The organism is Arthrobacter sp. ISL-48 (assembly GCF_018613805.1).
Taxonomy (GTDB): Bacteria; Actinomycetota; Actinomycetes; order Actinomycetales; family Micrococcaceae; genus Arthrobacter.
Genome location: NZ_JAGGPL010000001.1, coordinates 1 through 14,356, shown reverse-complemented (window position 1 = coordinate 14,356; position 14,356 = coordinate 1). Strand labels below are relative to the sequence as shown.

12 protein-coding genes are annotated in these 14,356 nt (G+C 65.4%); 10 read left to right on the top strand and 2 right to left on the bottom strand.

Going from position 1 to position 14,356, the window contains the following annotated elements; translation table 11 throughout:
- Nucleotides 1–4: 4 nt before the first annotated feature.
- The 7 genes from argB to J7E83_RS00030 all read left to right on the top strand — a co-directional run bounded on the left by argB (nt 5) and on the right by J7E83_RS00030 (nt 7,512).
- Nucleotides 5–997 (top strand): acetylglutamate kinase, encoded by a 993-nt coding sequence (gene argB / locus J7E83_RS00060; RefSeq protein ID WP_214958392.1) that lies wholly within the window; start codon nt 5–7, stop codon nt 995–997.
- Nucleotides 994–2,289 (top strand): acetylornithine transaminase, encoded by a 1,296-nt coding sequence (locus J7E83_RS00055; RefSeq protein WP_214958391.1) that lies wholly within the window; start codon nt 994–996, stop codon nt 2,287–2,289. Before argB ends, J7E83_RS00055 begins: the two co-directional genes overlap by 4 nt.
- Nucleotides 2,286–3,290 carry an ornithine carbamoyltransferase gene (gene argF / locus J7E83_RS00050; RefSeq protein WP_214958390.1) on the top strand — a complete coding sequence of 335 codons (1,005 nt, stop codon included), beginning with the start codon at nt 2,286–2,288 and terminating at the stop codon, nt 3,288–3,290. Before J7E83_RS00055 ends, argF begins: the two co-directional genes overlap by 4 nt.
- Nucleotides 3,290–3,823 carry an arginine repressor gene (locus tag J7E83_RS00045; RefSeq protein WP_214958389.1) on the top strand — a complete coding sequence of 178 codons (534 nt, stop codon included), beginning with the start codon at nt 3,290–3,292 and terminating at the stop codon, nt 3,821–3,823. The genes argF and J7E83_RS00045 overlap by 1 nt, the downstream gene beginning before the upstream one ends.
- Nucleotides 3,824–3,932: 109 nt before the next feature.
- A complete protein-coding gene (locus J7E83_RS00040) occupies nt 3,933–5,138 on the top strand; it encodes an argininosuccinate synthase (RefSeq protein ID WP_214958388.1) in 1,206 nt (401 codons plus the stop codon).
- Complete coding sequence (gene argH / locus J7E83_RS00035) at nt 5,139–6,554, top strand: argininosuccinate lyase (protein WP_214958387.1); 1,416 nt, start codon at nt 5,139–5,141, stop codon at nt 6,552–6,554.
- Between the two features lie 187 nt (nt 6,555–6,741).
- Entirely contained in the window at nt 6,742–7,512 is a 771-nt protein-coding gene (locus J7E83_RS00030) for a maleylpyruvate isomerase family mycothiol-dependent enzyme (RefSeq protein ID WP_214958386.1), read from the top strand.
- Nucleotides 7,513–7,544: 32 nt separating this feature from the next.
- On the opposite strand, the gene J7E83_RS00025 is transcribed toward J7E83_RS00030, so the two are convergent.
- Both J7E83_RS00025 and J7E83_RS00020 read right to left on the bottom strand, forming a co-directional pair.
- On the bottom strand, nt 7,545–8,039 hold the full coding sequence (locus J7E83_RS00025) for a methylated-DNA--[protein]-cysteine S-methyltransferase (RefSeq protein WP_214958385.1): 495 nt from the start codon (nt 8,037–8,039) through the stop codon (nt 7,545–7,547).
- A complete protein-coding gene (locus J7E83_RS00020; RefSeq protein ID WP_214958384.1) occupies nt 8,036–9,532 on the bottom strand; it encodes an AlkA N-terminal domain-containing protein in 1,497 nt (498 codons plus the stop codon). Before J7E83_RS00020 ends, J7E83_RS00025 begins: the two co-directional genes overlap by 4 nt.
- A 100-nt stretch (nt 9,533–9,632) precedes the next feature.
- Between J7E83_RS00020 and J7E83_RS00015 the strand changes: the two genes are divergently transcribed.
- From J7E83_RS00015 to tyrS, 3 genes are all read left to right on the top strand, one after another.
- Nucleotides 9,633–10,283 (top strand): DNA-3-methyladenine glycosylase, encoded by a 651-nt coding sequence (locus tag J7E83_RS00015; protein WP_214958383.1) that lies wholly within the window; start codon nt 9,633–9,635, stop codon nt 10,281–10,283.
- 81 nt (nt 10,284–10,364) lie between these two features.
- Complete coding sequence (locus J7E83_RS00010; protein ID WP_214958382.1) at nt 10,365–12,593, top strand: AAA family ATPase; 2,229 nt, start codon at nt 10,365–10,367, stop codon at nt 12,591–12,593.
- 114 nt (nt 12,594–12,707) lie between these two features.
- Nucleotides 12,708–14,021 carry a tyrosine--tRNA ligase gene (gene tyrS, locus J7E83_RS00005; protein WP_214958381.1) on the top strand — a complete coding sequence of 438 codons (1,314 nt, stop codon included), beginning with the start codon at nt 12,708–12,710 and terminating at the stop codon, nt 14,019–14,021.
- Nucleotides 14,022–14,356 lie beyond the last annotated feature (335 nt).

Here is a 14,356-nt window from a genome sequence, read left to right as displayed (position 1 = left end):
GCCCATGAACACGCAGACCCGTGAGACCACGTCCATGACCGACGCCCAAAGCAAGGCAGGCACGCTCATCGAGGCGCTGCCGTGGATCCAGCGCTTCGCCGGCACCACCATGGTGATCAAGTACGGCGGCAACGCCATGGTCAACGACGAGCTGCGCCGTGCGTTCGCTGAGGATGTCGTCTTCCTGCACCACGTCGGGATCCATCCCGTGGTGGTCCACGGCGGCGGTCCCCAAATAAACTCCATGCTGGCCCGGCTTGGCATCGAGTCCGAGTTCAAGGGCGGCCTCCGGGTTACAACGCCAGAAGCCATGGACGTGGTCCGCATGGTCCTCACCGGCCAGGTGGGACGCGAGCTCGTGGGCCTGATCAACTCCCATGGACCCTACGCCGTCGGCATGTCCGGTGAAGACGGCGGGCTCTTGCGCGCCGTCCGGACCGGCACCGTGATCGACGGCGAGGAAGTGGACCTGGGGCTCGTGGGCGAAGTAGTGGGCGTGAACCCGGAAGGGATCCTGGATATCCTCGCCGCGGGCCGGATCCCCGTCATCTCCACCGTGGCACCGGAAATAGAGGACGACGGGGGGGCCGGCCAGGGTGCCCAGCCAGGGCAGCGTGTCCAGACCACCGGCCAGGTGCTCAACGTCAACGCGGATACAGCCGCTGCCGCTCTGGCCGAGGCATTGGGTGCGTCCAAATTGGTGATCCTCACCGACGTCGAGGGCCTTTACGCCAACTGGCCGGACCGGTCCTCCCTGATTTCTTCACTCACGGCCTCGGAACTGCGTCAACTGCTCCCATCGCTGGAATCGGGCATGATCCCCAAGATGCAGGCGTGCCTGAAGGCAATTGACGGTGGAGTTGAACAGGCGCACATCGTGGACGGCCGGCTCCCGCACTCCATGCTCCTGGAAACATTCACCACGGCGGGCATCGGCACTCAGGTGGTCCCGGACGAGGACGCAGCCAAGGAAACAGACGAGGACGTAACCCTATGAACCAGCCGCACACAGGTACCCACGCCGCCGGAACCCTTGAAAAAACACCCGTCCGAGACCTGGTCGAAGGCAAAGGCCACACCAGCGGTGCCGACTGGCTGGCCCGCTACTCCACCTCCCTGATGGGCGTCTTCGGCACGCCGCAACGTGTGCTGGTGCGCGGGGCCGGCTGCCTGGTCTGGGACGCCGACGGCAAGGAGTACCTGGACTTGCTCGGCGGCATCGCCGTCAACGCACTGGGCCACGCCCACCCGTTCGTGACCTCGGTGATTTCCAGCCAGCTGGCAACGCTGGGGCACGTCTCCAATTTCTTTACCAGCCCCACGCAGATTGCCCTTGCCGAAAAACTGCTGGCACTGAGCAACGCTCCGGCCGGCTCCAAGGTCTTTTTCACCAACTCCGGGACCGAGGCCGTTGAGGCCGCCTTCAAGCTCGCCCGGCGAAACTCCGGGGCGTCCGAAGCCGACGCGAAACAGCGGACGAAGATCGTCGCGTTGGAGGGCGCCTTCCATGGCAGGACCATGGGTGCCCTCGCATTGACTGCCAAGGAAGCCTACCGGGCGCCATTCGAACCGCTGCCCGGCGGTGTTGTGCACGTCCCGTTCGGAGACGTCGACGCCCTCCTGGCTGCGATCGACGACACGACGGCGGCAGTGTTCCTCGAGCCGATCCAGGGCGAAGCCGGGGTCCGGCCGTTGCCCGCGGGTTATCTCAGGGCCGCGCGTGAGGCGACCACCAAGGCGGGTGCGCTGCTGATCCTCGATGAGGTCCAGACCGGAATCGGCCGTACCGGCAAATGGCTTGCCAGTGAGGACGCGGGGATCGTTCCCGACGCCGTGACCCTGGCCAAGGGCCTCGGCGGCGGATTCCCTATCGGCGCGCTGGTCACCTTCGGCGGGCAGACGTCGTCGCTGCTGAGTGCAGGCCAGCACGGCACCACCTTCGGCGGTAATCCGGTTGCAACGGCGGCCGCCCTGGCCACGCTGCACGCCCTCGAAAGCCAGCGCGTGCTCGAAAACGTCGAAATTGTGGGGGAACATTTCCGCGCCGGCCTGGCCCGCATTGAAGGCGTGACGGAAGTGCGGGGAGAGGGCCTGCTGATCGGCTTCGATCTGGACGCCGACGTCGCTCCCGCCGTAGTAACCGCCGGCCTTGAGGCGGGGTTCATCGTCAACAGCCCCGGGCCGCGCACGATCCGGCTCGCCCCGCCCCTGGTCCTCACCAAAGACCAGGCCAACACCTTCCTCGCGGCCTTCCCGGCCATCCTCCAAACAGCCAAGGACGCCCAGTGACATCTGCAACTACCCGGCATTTCCTCAAGGACACAGACCTCAGCCCCGCAGAGCAGGCCGAGGTCCTGGAGCTCGCCGTCCGCATGAAGGCCGCACCTTACAGCGTCCAGCCGTACGCCGCTGAAGGGAACGGCCGCAAGACCGTAGCCGTGATCTTCGACAAGACGTCCACCCGCACCCGGGTTTCGTTCGCTACGGGCGTGGCGGACATGGGTGGCAATGCCCTCATCATCAACCCCGGCGAGGCCCAGATCGGCCACAAGGAATCGGCCGAAGACACGGCGAAGGTCCTGGAGCGCATGGTCTCCACCATTGTGTGGCGTACCGGAGCGCATTCGGGGCTGGTGGCCATGGCGGAAAACTCCAAGGTACCGGTCATCAACGCCCTGTGCGACGATTACCACCCGTGCCAGTTGCTCGCCGACCTCCTGACGGTGAAGGAGCACAAGGGCGAGCTCAAGGGCCTGACCATGACCTACCTTGGAGATGCTGCCAACAACATGGCCAACTCGTACCTCCTGGCGGGCGTGACCGCGGGAATGCACGTCCGCATCGCCGGCCCGGAAGGCTACCTGCCGGCCGCCGAGATCGTGTCCGCCGCCGAGGAACGCGCTGCCCTGACCGGCGGCTCGGTGCTGGTCACCACGGACGCGGCCGAGGCGCTCAAAGGTGCCGACGTCGTGGCCACCGACACCTGGGTTTCCATGGGCCAGGAATCGGAGAAGGAGGCCCGGATGCAGCTTTTCAGGGACTACTCCGTCGACGAGGCGGCAATGGCACACGCGGCGGACGACGCCGTCGTGCTTCACTGCCTGCCCGCGTACCGGGGCTATGAGATTTCGGCCGGCGTCATCGACGGCCCGCAGTCGATCGTCTGGGACGAGGCCGAGAACCGGCTGCATGCCCAGAAGGCGCTCATGGCCTGGCTCATGCACCGCTCCGGCCTGGCATTCGTGGACGGGCTTTCTCCCGTCGAAGGCACCGGGGAGAGCACGTTCTAGTGTCCGTTTCGCCGGCGTCGCCGGGGTCAGCCCCGGCCACCAAAACAGCCCGCCAGGCGCGGATCACCGCCATCCTGACCGGGGAATCGGTGCGTTCCCAGGCGGAGCTTGCGGCTCTGCTGGCGGACGACGGCGTCTTGGTCACCCAGGCGACGCTATCGCGGGACCTCGTGGAACTCGGTGCCGTCCGCGTGCGCGGCAAGGAAGGCGTCCTCGTCTACGCTGTTCCGGGTGAAGGCGGCGAACGTGCGGCCAAGAGCGGCGTGAGCCAGGAAATCCTGGACGCCAGGCTTGCCCGGCTGTGCAGCGAACTCCTGGTCACGGCGGAGGCCTCGGCCAACATTGCTGTGCTCCGGACGCCGCCAGGAGCGGCCAACTTCCTGGCGCTGGCCATCGACCACTCGGTGATGCCCTCCATCCTGGGTACCATCGCCGGGGACGACACCGTGCTGCTGGTCTCCCGCGATCCGCAGGGCGGGCAGGACCTCGCCGCCCGGTTCCTGCAGTTGGCAGAAGAAGCCGGCGGCCAATAAAAGTCCGGCCGGTGTGTGACAGGCTTTCTATAGAAGAGTTTCCCGTGGGAATTTTCGTCAAGGATTTTCCAGACAAACAAGTACCAACCAAAACAAGAGGAGCATTTCCGTGACTGAGCGTATTGTTCTGGCCTACTCCGGTGGCCTGGATACTTCCGTAGCCATCGGGTGGATCGGTGAAGCAACCGGCGCCGAGGTCATCGCCGTGGCCGTCGACGTCGGGCAGGGCGGCGAGTCGCTGGAGACAATCCGCCAGCGCGCCCTTGGCTGCGGCGCCGTTGAAGCCTACGTGGCTGATGCCAGCGATGAGTTCGCCAACGAGTACTGCGTCCCCACGCTGAAGGCCAACGCCCTCTACCAGGGGCACTACCCGCTGGTTTCCGCCATCTCCCGCCCCGTCATCGTCAAGCACCTGGTCAAGGCAGCCCGCGAATTCGGCGCCACCACCGTGGCCCACGGCTGCACCGGCAAGGGCAACGACCAGGTCCGCTTTGAAGTGGGCATCCAGACCCTGGGCCCGGACCTGAAGTGCATCGCGCCGGTCCGCGACCTCGCCCTGACCCGTGACAAGGCCATCGCCTTCGCCGAGGAAAAGGGACTGCCGATCGAGACCACCAAGAAGAACCCGTACTCGATCGACCAGAACGTCTGGGGACGCGCCGTCGAAACCGGCTACCTCGAGGACATCTGGAACGGCCCCACCAAGGACATCTACGACTACACCGCCACCCCGGAGTTCCCGCCGGCACCGGACGAGGTCACCATCTCCTTCGAAGCCGGCGTACCGGTAGCAATCGACGGCGTCAAGGTCACCCCGCTGCAGGCCATCAAGGAACTCAACCGCCGTGCCGGTGCCCAGGGCGTGGGCCGGATTGACGTCGTCGAAGACCGGCTCGTGGGCATCAAGTCCCGCGAAATCTACGAGGCCCCCGGCGCCATGGCACTGATCACCGCCCACAAGCACCTCGAGGACATCACCATCGAGCGCGAGCAGGCCCGCTTCAAGGCCACCGTCGGCCAGCGCTGGGCCGAACTGGTCTACGACGGCCAGTGGTTCTCTCCGCTCAAGCGTTCCCTGGATGCCTTTATCGAGGACACCCAGAAGTACGTCTCCGGCGACATCCGCATGGTGCTGCACGGCGGTCAGGCGATCGTGAACGGACGCCGTTCCGACACCTCGCTGTACGACTTCGACCTCGCCACCTACGACACCGGCGATACCTTCGACCAGTCGCAGGCCAAGGGCTTCATCGAGCTGTGGGGCATGTCCGCCAAGGTCGCCGCCGGCCGCGACATCCGGGTCGCAGGTCAGTAAGTGGTATCGGCAACCAACGAAGGGGCTCTCTGGGGCGCCCGCTTTGCCGGCGGCCCGGCAGATGCCCTCGCCGCCCTCAGCAAGTCCACGCACTTCGACTGGCGCCTGGCCCGCTACGACATCGCCGGTTCCGTGGCGCATGCCCGGGTGTTGCACAAGGCCGGGCTGCTCGATGACGGCGAGCTGGAGGGCATGCTCGCGGCCCTGGCGCAGCTGGACCAGGACGTTGCCTCCGGCACCTACACCGCCGCAGAGTCCGACGAGGACGTGCACGGTTCGCTGGAGCGCGGCCTCATCGAGCGCGCCGGGACCCAGTTGGGCGGCAAGCTCCGGGCTGGACGCTCGCGCAACGACCAGATAGCAACCCTCGGACGCATGTTCCTGCGCGACCACGCCCGGATCATTGCCCGCGGCGTACTGGCCACCATCGATTCCCTCGTGGAGCAGGCCAAGGCGCACCAGGGCGTGGCCATGCCCGGCCGGACCCACCTGCAGCACGCCCAGCCGGTCCTGCTGAGCCACCACCTCCTGGCCCACGCCTGGCCGCTGCTGCGCGATGTGCAGCGGCTCCAGGACTGGGACAAGCGCGCCGGTGTTTCGCCCTACGGGTCCGGTGCACTGGCAGGCTCTTCGCTGGGGTTGGACCCGGAGGCGGTCGCGGCGGACCTCGGCTTCTTCTCGGCAACCCACAACTCGATCGACGGCACAGCCTCACGCGATGTCTTCGCCGAATTCGCCTGGGTTACGGCCATGATCGGGGTGGACCTGTCCAGGGTCTCCGAAGAGATCATCCTGTGGGCCACCAAGGAGTTCTCCTTTGTGACCCTGCACGATTCCTACTCCACAGGATCGTCCATCATGCCCCAGAAGAAGAACCCGGACGTGGCGGAACTGGCACGCGGAAAGGCAGGGCGCCTGATCGGAAACCTCACGGGGCTCCTGGCCACGCTCAAGGGCCTGCCGCTCGCGTACAACCGCGACCTGCAGGAGGACAAGGAACCGGTCTTCGACGCCGCCGACACCCTGGAGCTGCTGCTCCCGGCCGTTTCCGGCATGATCGCCACCCTGAAGTTCAACACCGAGCGGATGGAGTCGCTGGCTCCCCAGGGGTTCGCGCTGGCGACGGATATCGCCGAATGGCTCGTCCGTCAGGGCGTTCCGTTCCGCGAGGCCCATGAGCTTTCCGGTGCCGCGGTCAAGCAGGCCGAAAGCCGCGGCGTCGAACTCTGGGACCTGACCGACAGCGAATTTGCCGCCATCTCGGAGCACCTGACGCCGGAGGTCCGCTCGGTCCTCAGCACTCAGGGTTCGCTCAACAGCCGCAACTCCCAAGGCGGCACCGCTCCGGCCGCCGTCGACCGCCAACTGCTGGCCCTCGAAAGCGAGCTCGCGGGCGTGCGGGAGTACGCCGGCTGACAACCGCACGCTCTCTCAGTTCTTGCATCATTTTGGCCAACGCTCTCTCACTTTCCTCAAGAATGTGAGAGAGCGTTGGCCATATTCGTGCAATATGTGAGAGAGCGTTGGGCGTTTGCCGCCAAACCCTACCGACTGCCCTTGACGACGCCTCGCCCCGAGAGACAACTCCGTTAGGATGAGCGCCATGACAGCTCCTACACCGGACTCCCTGCTGGCCGAACTGCACAAAGCCGCCGACGTCGCGGCTTCCACCGCCGTGAAGCTCACCGACGCGGATATCACCGCACCGTCTGCCCTGCCCGGCTGGAGCCGCGGTCACGTCCTGGCGCACATCACCGGGATTTGCAACGCCATGGCCAGGCAGCTGGAGTACGCGGGCCGCGGTGAGGCCGTTGAGCTGTACGACGGCGGCCAGGAAGGGCGCAACAAGGCGATCGACGCAGCGGCGGGCCATGACGCTGCTACGCACCGGGGAGACCTTCAGGCAGCCCTTGACCGGGTGTTGAAGGCGTTTGATTCCGTGAAGGCCCCCGTAACCGCCGGCTCGGAATCAGGGGCAGGTGCCACCTGGCAGACTCCCATCTCTTACCGAGGGGGAGTAGTGCTCGACGGCGGCCTGGCCCTCTGGCGCGAACTCGTGATCCATACCTCAGACCTGGGCGCCGGGCATGGACCTGAGACCTGGAACAGGCAGTTTTGTGAGCACCTGTTCGACTTCCTGTCAGCAAGGGTGCCCGGCGCCCACAAGCTGGTGCTGCAGCCTCTTGGCCTCCCTCCCGTCAGCATAGGAAGCGGCGGCCGTTCGATAGTGGTCAGCGGCATGATCACGGACATTGCGGCGTGGCTGGCTGGCCGCGAACCGTCCCTCGGAAGCCTGCGGGCCTCAGCAGCTGCCGACGATGTGGACCTCCCGGAGCTGCTGCCGTGGCCCTCCGGGGTCCCCTCTGCGAAATAGCGGAGCCTCGAAAGAGCCGAGCCAGCCAGGGCTCAGCCGGCCTCCCTGGCCAGCAGGCTCTCCTTGATGGCTACTCCCCAGCGGAAGCCGCCCAGTGTGCCGTCAGTGCGGATGACTCGGTGGCAGGGCACAAACAGGGCGGCGGCGTTGAACGCACAGGCACTGGCGGCGGCCCTGACTGCCTTCGGATTGCCCGACAGGTCGGCGTACTCGGTGTAGGTGACAGGGAACCCGGGCTGGACTGTCCGCAGCATATCCCAGGCATGGGCGCGGAACGGGCCGGACTTCTGCCTCACGGGAACGTTCATCGCAGGCCCGGGATCTCCTGCGTAGAAGGCTTCCACTGCCCGGGAAATGGGACCAAGGTCGGTAACCGCTTCAACTTCACCTGGCCGCAGCCCCGGGTGGATCTGGCCGGTCAACTCTGAGGGATCGGCAGTCCAGCCGGATGCCAGGACTACTCCGTCCTGGGCAAGGATGGTGAACGGGCCATCCGGGGTGGACATCAGTAACAGCTGGGCTTTCATCGCATCACTTTCTCTTGAACAGTTTTCTCAGAACGGGTGGCCCTCAGCGCGGCGGCGCGCCAAAGGTGCATGGTTGCGTAGGACCGCCAGGGACTGACTTCATGGAAGTCGGGTCCGGTAGCTTCGCTTCCCCGATCCGGAGGTAGGCCGAGCGCCCGGATTCCGTTCCGCACGGCGGCATCATTGGCGAGGAAAACATCCGGGGCGCCGAGGACACGCATCGCCACGTACCCCACCGTCCAGGGCCCTACGCCCGGGAGCGGGAGCAGTTTGGCCGTCAGCCCTGGCAGGTCATCGCCATAGCCAAAATCGAGCGTTCCGGCTGCAAGGGCAGAGGCAACGGAGCGGAGGGCGTCAATTCTCCGCTGGGGGCCGCGGAGCAGTAGATATCCGGTTTCCGCAATTTCGGCCGCGGTCGGAAACAGCCTGTCCAGGCCGTCGCCTGGCAGCAGGGCGGCGCTTCCCGCGGCCGAGAGCTGCGTCAACGCCGTCCGTGCGGCCGCTACCGTGATCTGTTGCCCGATCATGGCCCTCACCAGCAACTCCTGCGGATCGAGGGCGCCGGGCATCCTGATCCCTGGGGTCGCGGCCACAGAAGGAGCCAATCGGGTATCCACTGCCAGTGCGTTGTCGATCGCCACAGGATCGGCGTCGAGGTCAAAAAGGCGCCGCACCCGGCTCAGCAGTGCGGGCAGGTCTCGCAGGTCCACCGCGCCGATGGTGAGAGTCAGGGGCCGTCCCGTGGTGCCGGCGTCGTAGTCGATGCTGAAGCGGGCGTCACCGTGCGGGAGCCGGAGGGTGCGGGCATACGACCCCGGCGTTCCGGCCTCTATGCCGGGAATGGCCCTCACAGCAAGGAAGGAAAAGATGCCAGGGTCGAACGGCTCGCGGTACGGCAGGCTCAGCGTCAATGCTGTGGCTGTGGCAGGTTTATGGTGCTTCGCCGTGGCACGCAGCGCGGTGGGGGTCAGTGCGAAGACTTCCACCACGGTCTCGTTGAATTGCCGGACACTGCTGAATCCGGCGGCGAAGGCGATATCGGCCAGCTTCATGGAGGTGGACACCAGCAGCGTGCGGGCTGTCTGGGCCCGGCTGGCGCGGGCAAGAGACAGGGGACCGGCGCCAAGTTCATGGCTCAGGATGCGGTTGAGCTGGCGGGCGGAATACCCGAGCCGTGCCGCGAGGCCCTCCACACCGTCCCGGTTGACCACGCCGTCGTTGATCAGGCGCATTGCCCGGCCGGCAAGGTCCTGGCGGATGTTCCAGGCAGGCGTACCGGGCACCGCTTCGGGGAGGCAGCGTTTGCACGCCCGGTAGCCGGCGTCGTGCGCGGCGGCGGAGGTTTCGTAGAAGGTGACGTTGGCGGCTTTGGGGGTCCTGGCCGGGCAAGAAGGGCGGCAGTAGATGCCGGTTGTCCGGACAGCGGTGTAGAACTGCCCGTCGAAGCGGGTGTCTCGTGCGTCGATTGCACGGTAGCGCTGCCAGAAGTCCATCCCCCTATCCTGCCAGCCGGGGAAGGTGCCTGCTAGCGGAAATCGGACATGGTCGTGGCGGCTTCCGAACACTGCTGGGCAGCTTGGATAGAGTCGGCACATGAACACCAACGTGCTGCCGGGGGAGGCCAGGCTCCGGGAGATCCTGTCCGGCGACGCCCGCGAGGTGGCGCCGCTGCTGCTGGGATCGGTCCTGACCCATGAGTCCCGGGACGGTGTCGTATCCGTCCGGCTCACAGAGGTCGAGGCCTATCTGGGGCCGGAAGACTCGCTGCACCCGGATCCGGGCTCGCACACGTTCCGTGGGCCCACGGCCAGGAATGCGCCAATGTTCGGACCCGCCGGACATCTTTACGTGTACTTCACTTACGGGATGCATCATTGCGCCAATATCGTCTGCGGACCCGACGGCGTAGCGTCCGCGGTCCTGCTGCGGGCTGGAGAAGTGACGGCTGGGCACGAGTTCGCCCGGCGCCGGCGGGCCACGTCGAAGGCCGACACGGACCTGGCCAGCGGCCCGGCGCGGCTGGCCAAGGCGTTAGGACTGACTACTGCCGACAGCGGCAGGGACGCCCTTGCGGGTCCCTTCAGCCTGATGCTGCCACCGGAGCAGACCGGGGGGATCAGCTCGGGGCCCCGGGTCGGCGTCTCCGGCGCCGGCGGGTCGGACCAGTATGCATGGCGTTTCTGGATCACGGGAGATCCCACCGTTTCCCGGTACAAGGCAGCAAAACCTCGAAGGACGAGGTAACAGGTGCGGCAACAGCAACGTGCGTTAACCGAAATGGTTGTAGAATGGACGGTCTGTCTTTTGCGATAGGGGAACGTTTAAATGCTCGACGCCGATTTGGCCCACGAACGGGACTATGTTGCCGGTCTGTATGCGCGGCTTGAAGAGCTCCGCGAGGAAAAGCGCAAGCAGTTGGCGCAGGTCCGCCGGGCCGGTGCCGTGGGCACCATGCAGAATGTTTCCGAGCGCGATGCCTTTGCTGCGCTTTATGAGGACCGCCTGGCGCAGCTTGATGCCGTGGATGACCGTTTGGTCTTCGGACGGCTTGATCTTGATTCCGGCGAGGCCCAATACATCGGCCGCATAGGCCTGACCACCGAGGACCTGCAGCGGCTCATGGTGGACTGGCGCGCGCCTGAAGCCGGCCACTTCTACCAGGCAACGGCGTTCGACCGGCAGGGCGTGCGGCGCCGGCGGCACCTGATTCTCCAGGGACGAGAGGTCAAGGCCATCGAGGACGATGTCCTGGATGCCGGGATGCTGGCGGACAACGCATCGCTGCAGGGCGAGGGTGCACTGCTCGCCGCATTGGACTCCAAGCGGACCGGCCGGATGTCGGACATCGTCGGCACCATCCAGTCCGAACAGGACCGCATCATCCGGTCCTCCATCTCCGGCGCCGTAGTGGTTCAGGGCGGCCCAGGCACGGGCAAAACCGCCGTAGCGCTCCACCGTGCCGCTTACCTGCTTTATACCCACCGGGACCGGCTCAAGACCGCAGGGGTACTGCTGGTGGGGCCGTCGTCGTCGTTCATGAAGTACATCGAGCGTGTCCTGCCCTCGCTCGGCGAAACCGGAGTGGTGATGGCGAGCCTTGGACGGCTCATGCCCGGTATCAACGCTGTGGCCGAGCCCGAGGCTGACGTCGCAGCCATCAAGGGAAGGCTGGACATGGCCGGGGTGGTGGCCAACGCGGTGGCAAACCGGCAGCGGATTCCCGCCGAGGACCGCTTCCTGGAAGTTGACGGCCGCAGGCTGGTACTGACACCTCGCCAGGTCCGCCGGGCCCGCGAGCGTGCCCGTTCCACGGGCAAGCCGCACAACGAGGCACGCCTGACCTTCGTCAAGATCCTGCTGCGCGAACTGACGGAGCAGATGACGGACCTTGTGGAAGCCGGCAGCATCGGAAACAACGCAGACCGCTCCTACCTGGCCGAGGACGTCCGCACTGCCCGGGACGTGCGGATCGCGCTCAACCTGTGCTGGATGCCCATGACTCCGGAGAAGCTGATCACCGAACTCCTGAGCAAGCCCGCCGTGCTCGAAGCCTGCACGCCGCACTTGACCGCCGCCGAACGTGCCTTGCTGCTTCGCCCCGCCGATGCGCCCTGGACGGAGTCTGATGTGCCGCTGCTTGACGAAGCGGCCGAACTGCTTGGCGAGCTGGACCCGGCTGCAGGCCGTGGACTCGCGCAGCAGGAACACGATCGCGCCCGCGACCTCGCCAACGCCAAGCAGACGCTGGTGAACATGGAGACGGCGGGCGTGGACGTGCTGGTGTCCGCCGAGGAGCTGGTGGACCAGAACCAGGAGCGCGAGGCGAGGCTGACGGCCGCGGAGCGCGCCACCAGCGACAGGGCCTGGGCTTTCGGCCACATCGTGGTGGATGAGGCTCAGGAGCTCTCACCCATGCAGTGGCGCCTTTTGGTCCGTCGCTGCCCGCTGAAGTCCTTTACCATCGTGGGCGACATCGCCCAGACCAGCTCCGTTGCCGGCGCCAACTCCTGGCAAGGAGCACTTGGCCCGATGTTTGGCGACCGCTGGCAGCTTGAGGAGCTGACGGTCAATTACCGCACGCCTTCCCAGATCGCCGAAGCTGCGGCACGGATGGCGAATGCGGCCGGCCTGGTGGTTTCCGCGCCGAAGGCCGTCAGGGAAGGGCGCTGGTCGCCCTTTATCGACAGGGTTGATGCAGGCAAGGTGGTCAGCCGCCTGGTTGAGGTTCTGCCTGAGGAGCTGGAGGCGCTCGACGGCGGCCTCCTTGCGGTCATCGCCGACGGTTATCTGCTGCCCGAAGCCACAGCAGCCCTGCGCGCCATCTACGGCAGGCGAATTGGCAACGGCGCCGGAAGCTATGAACAAGACATCGTGGTCATCAGTCCCCGCGAAGCCAAGGGCCTGGAGTTCGACGGCGTCGTGGTGCTGGAACCGTCCATGATGCTCAACCACGAGCACGGCCGGGTGGGGGACCTGTACGTCGCCATGACCCGTCCCACGCAGCGGCTTCGGCTGATTGCGGCGGAGGGCGTACCGGCCGGTATCGAACGCTGAGCCGGTGGGCGGGCGACCCTTTGCCGGGGCCGTCGTCCTGGCCTTGCACTCCATCCGGTGCCCGACGCCGACAGTTCGGCGCCGGGTCCCGGCAATCCTGCTAACTTAGAAGTCGTGTCAGAACTCAACGATCTCGAATCCCAGCAGAACGACCCCTCCTTTGCCAACGTCTGGCAGGAGCTGAAATGGCGCGGTCTGGTCCACGTCTCCACTGACGAAGCGGAACTGGAAAAGCTCCTCGCCGGCGACCCGGTCACCTATTACTGCGGCTTCGACCCCACGGCGCCCAGCCTGCACTTGGGGAATCTCGTTCAGTTGCTGCTCATGCGGCGGCTGCAGCTTGCCGGGCACAAGCCACTGGGCTTGGTAGGCGGTTCCACCGGCTTGATCGGTGACCCGCGACCAACGGCCGAGCGCACCCTGAACACCAAGGACACTGTGACCGAGTGGGTGGGTTACCTGCAGGCGCAGGTCCGACGGTTCCTGAGCTTCGAGGGTGCCAACGCCGCACAGCTGGTCAACAACCTCGACTGGACTGCACCGTTGAGTGCCATCGATTTCCTCCGTGACATCGGAAAGCACTACCGGGTAGGAACCATGCTCCGTAAGGATGCTGTTGCCTCCCGGCTCAACTCCGAGGAAGGCATCAGCTACACGGAGTTCAGCTACCAGATCCTGCAGGGCCTGGACTACCTCCAGCTTTTCCGCGACTACGGGTGTGTCCTGCAGACCGGCGGATCAGACCAGTGGGGCAATCTCACGAGCGGCACCGAGCTGATCCGCAAGGTCGAGGGTAAGAGCGTCCATGCCCTGGGAACACCGTTGATCACCAACTCTGATGGCACCAAGTTCGGCAAGAGTGAAGGCAACGCGGTCTGGCTTGATGCCGGCATGTGCAGCCCTTACGCCTTCTACCAGTACTGGCTCAACACCGCGGATGCCGACGTCGTGGACCGGCTCAAGGTCTTTACGTTCCTGAGCCGCGCCGAGATCGAAGCATTTGGTGCAGCTGTGGCAGAGCGTCCGTTCGTACGGGAAGGGCAACGGAAGCTCGCTTTCGAAGTGACCTCGCTCGTCCATGGTGTGGAGGCAACGGAGAAGGTCATCGCCGCGTCGGCAGCGCTCTTCGGATACGGCGACCTGTCGGCCCTGGACAAGCAGACTCTTGAAGCGGCCACCTCGGAGCTCCCATCAGCTACCGTCCAGGTGGATGGCCTCGGGATTATTGACTTGCTCGTCGCCTCAGGCCTCTCGGAGAGCAAGTCGGCCGCCCGGCGCACCGTCGGCGAAGGCGGAGCCTATGTGAACAACGAAAAGGTGTCCGACCCCGAAGCGGTTATCTCCGAATCCGAGCTGCTGCACGGCCAGTACCTGCTTCTGCGGCGGGGCAAAAAGAACCTTGCAACTGTCGAAGTCCTGGTCCCGTAGCGGTCCTAAGACCTGATTACACGCTCTTCCTCGGCCGATTTGCACGGCCGAGGGGGAGCGTGTAATGTTTTCTGAGTCGCCGCCGCTGAGTGGCGACAAACCCCCTCACTTGAGAAGCAATTCTTCATGTGCACAGCACGGAATTGAAGAACTGCTTCACTTTTTGATGGGCGGAATCGTTCCACAGAGTGAATATCGGGAAAATAACCCGGATTTGCAAAGTGAATATGAATGAAATAAGCTAGAAACATCGCAGCGAAGAAATACGAAACAAAAGAATTCATTGAAATGAATTGTTTCGAGAATTATTCGAATGTGTCTGTTGTTTGAGAACT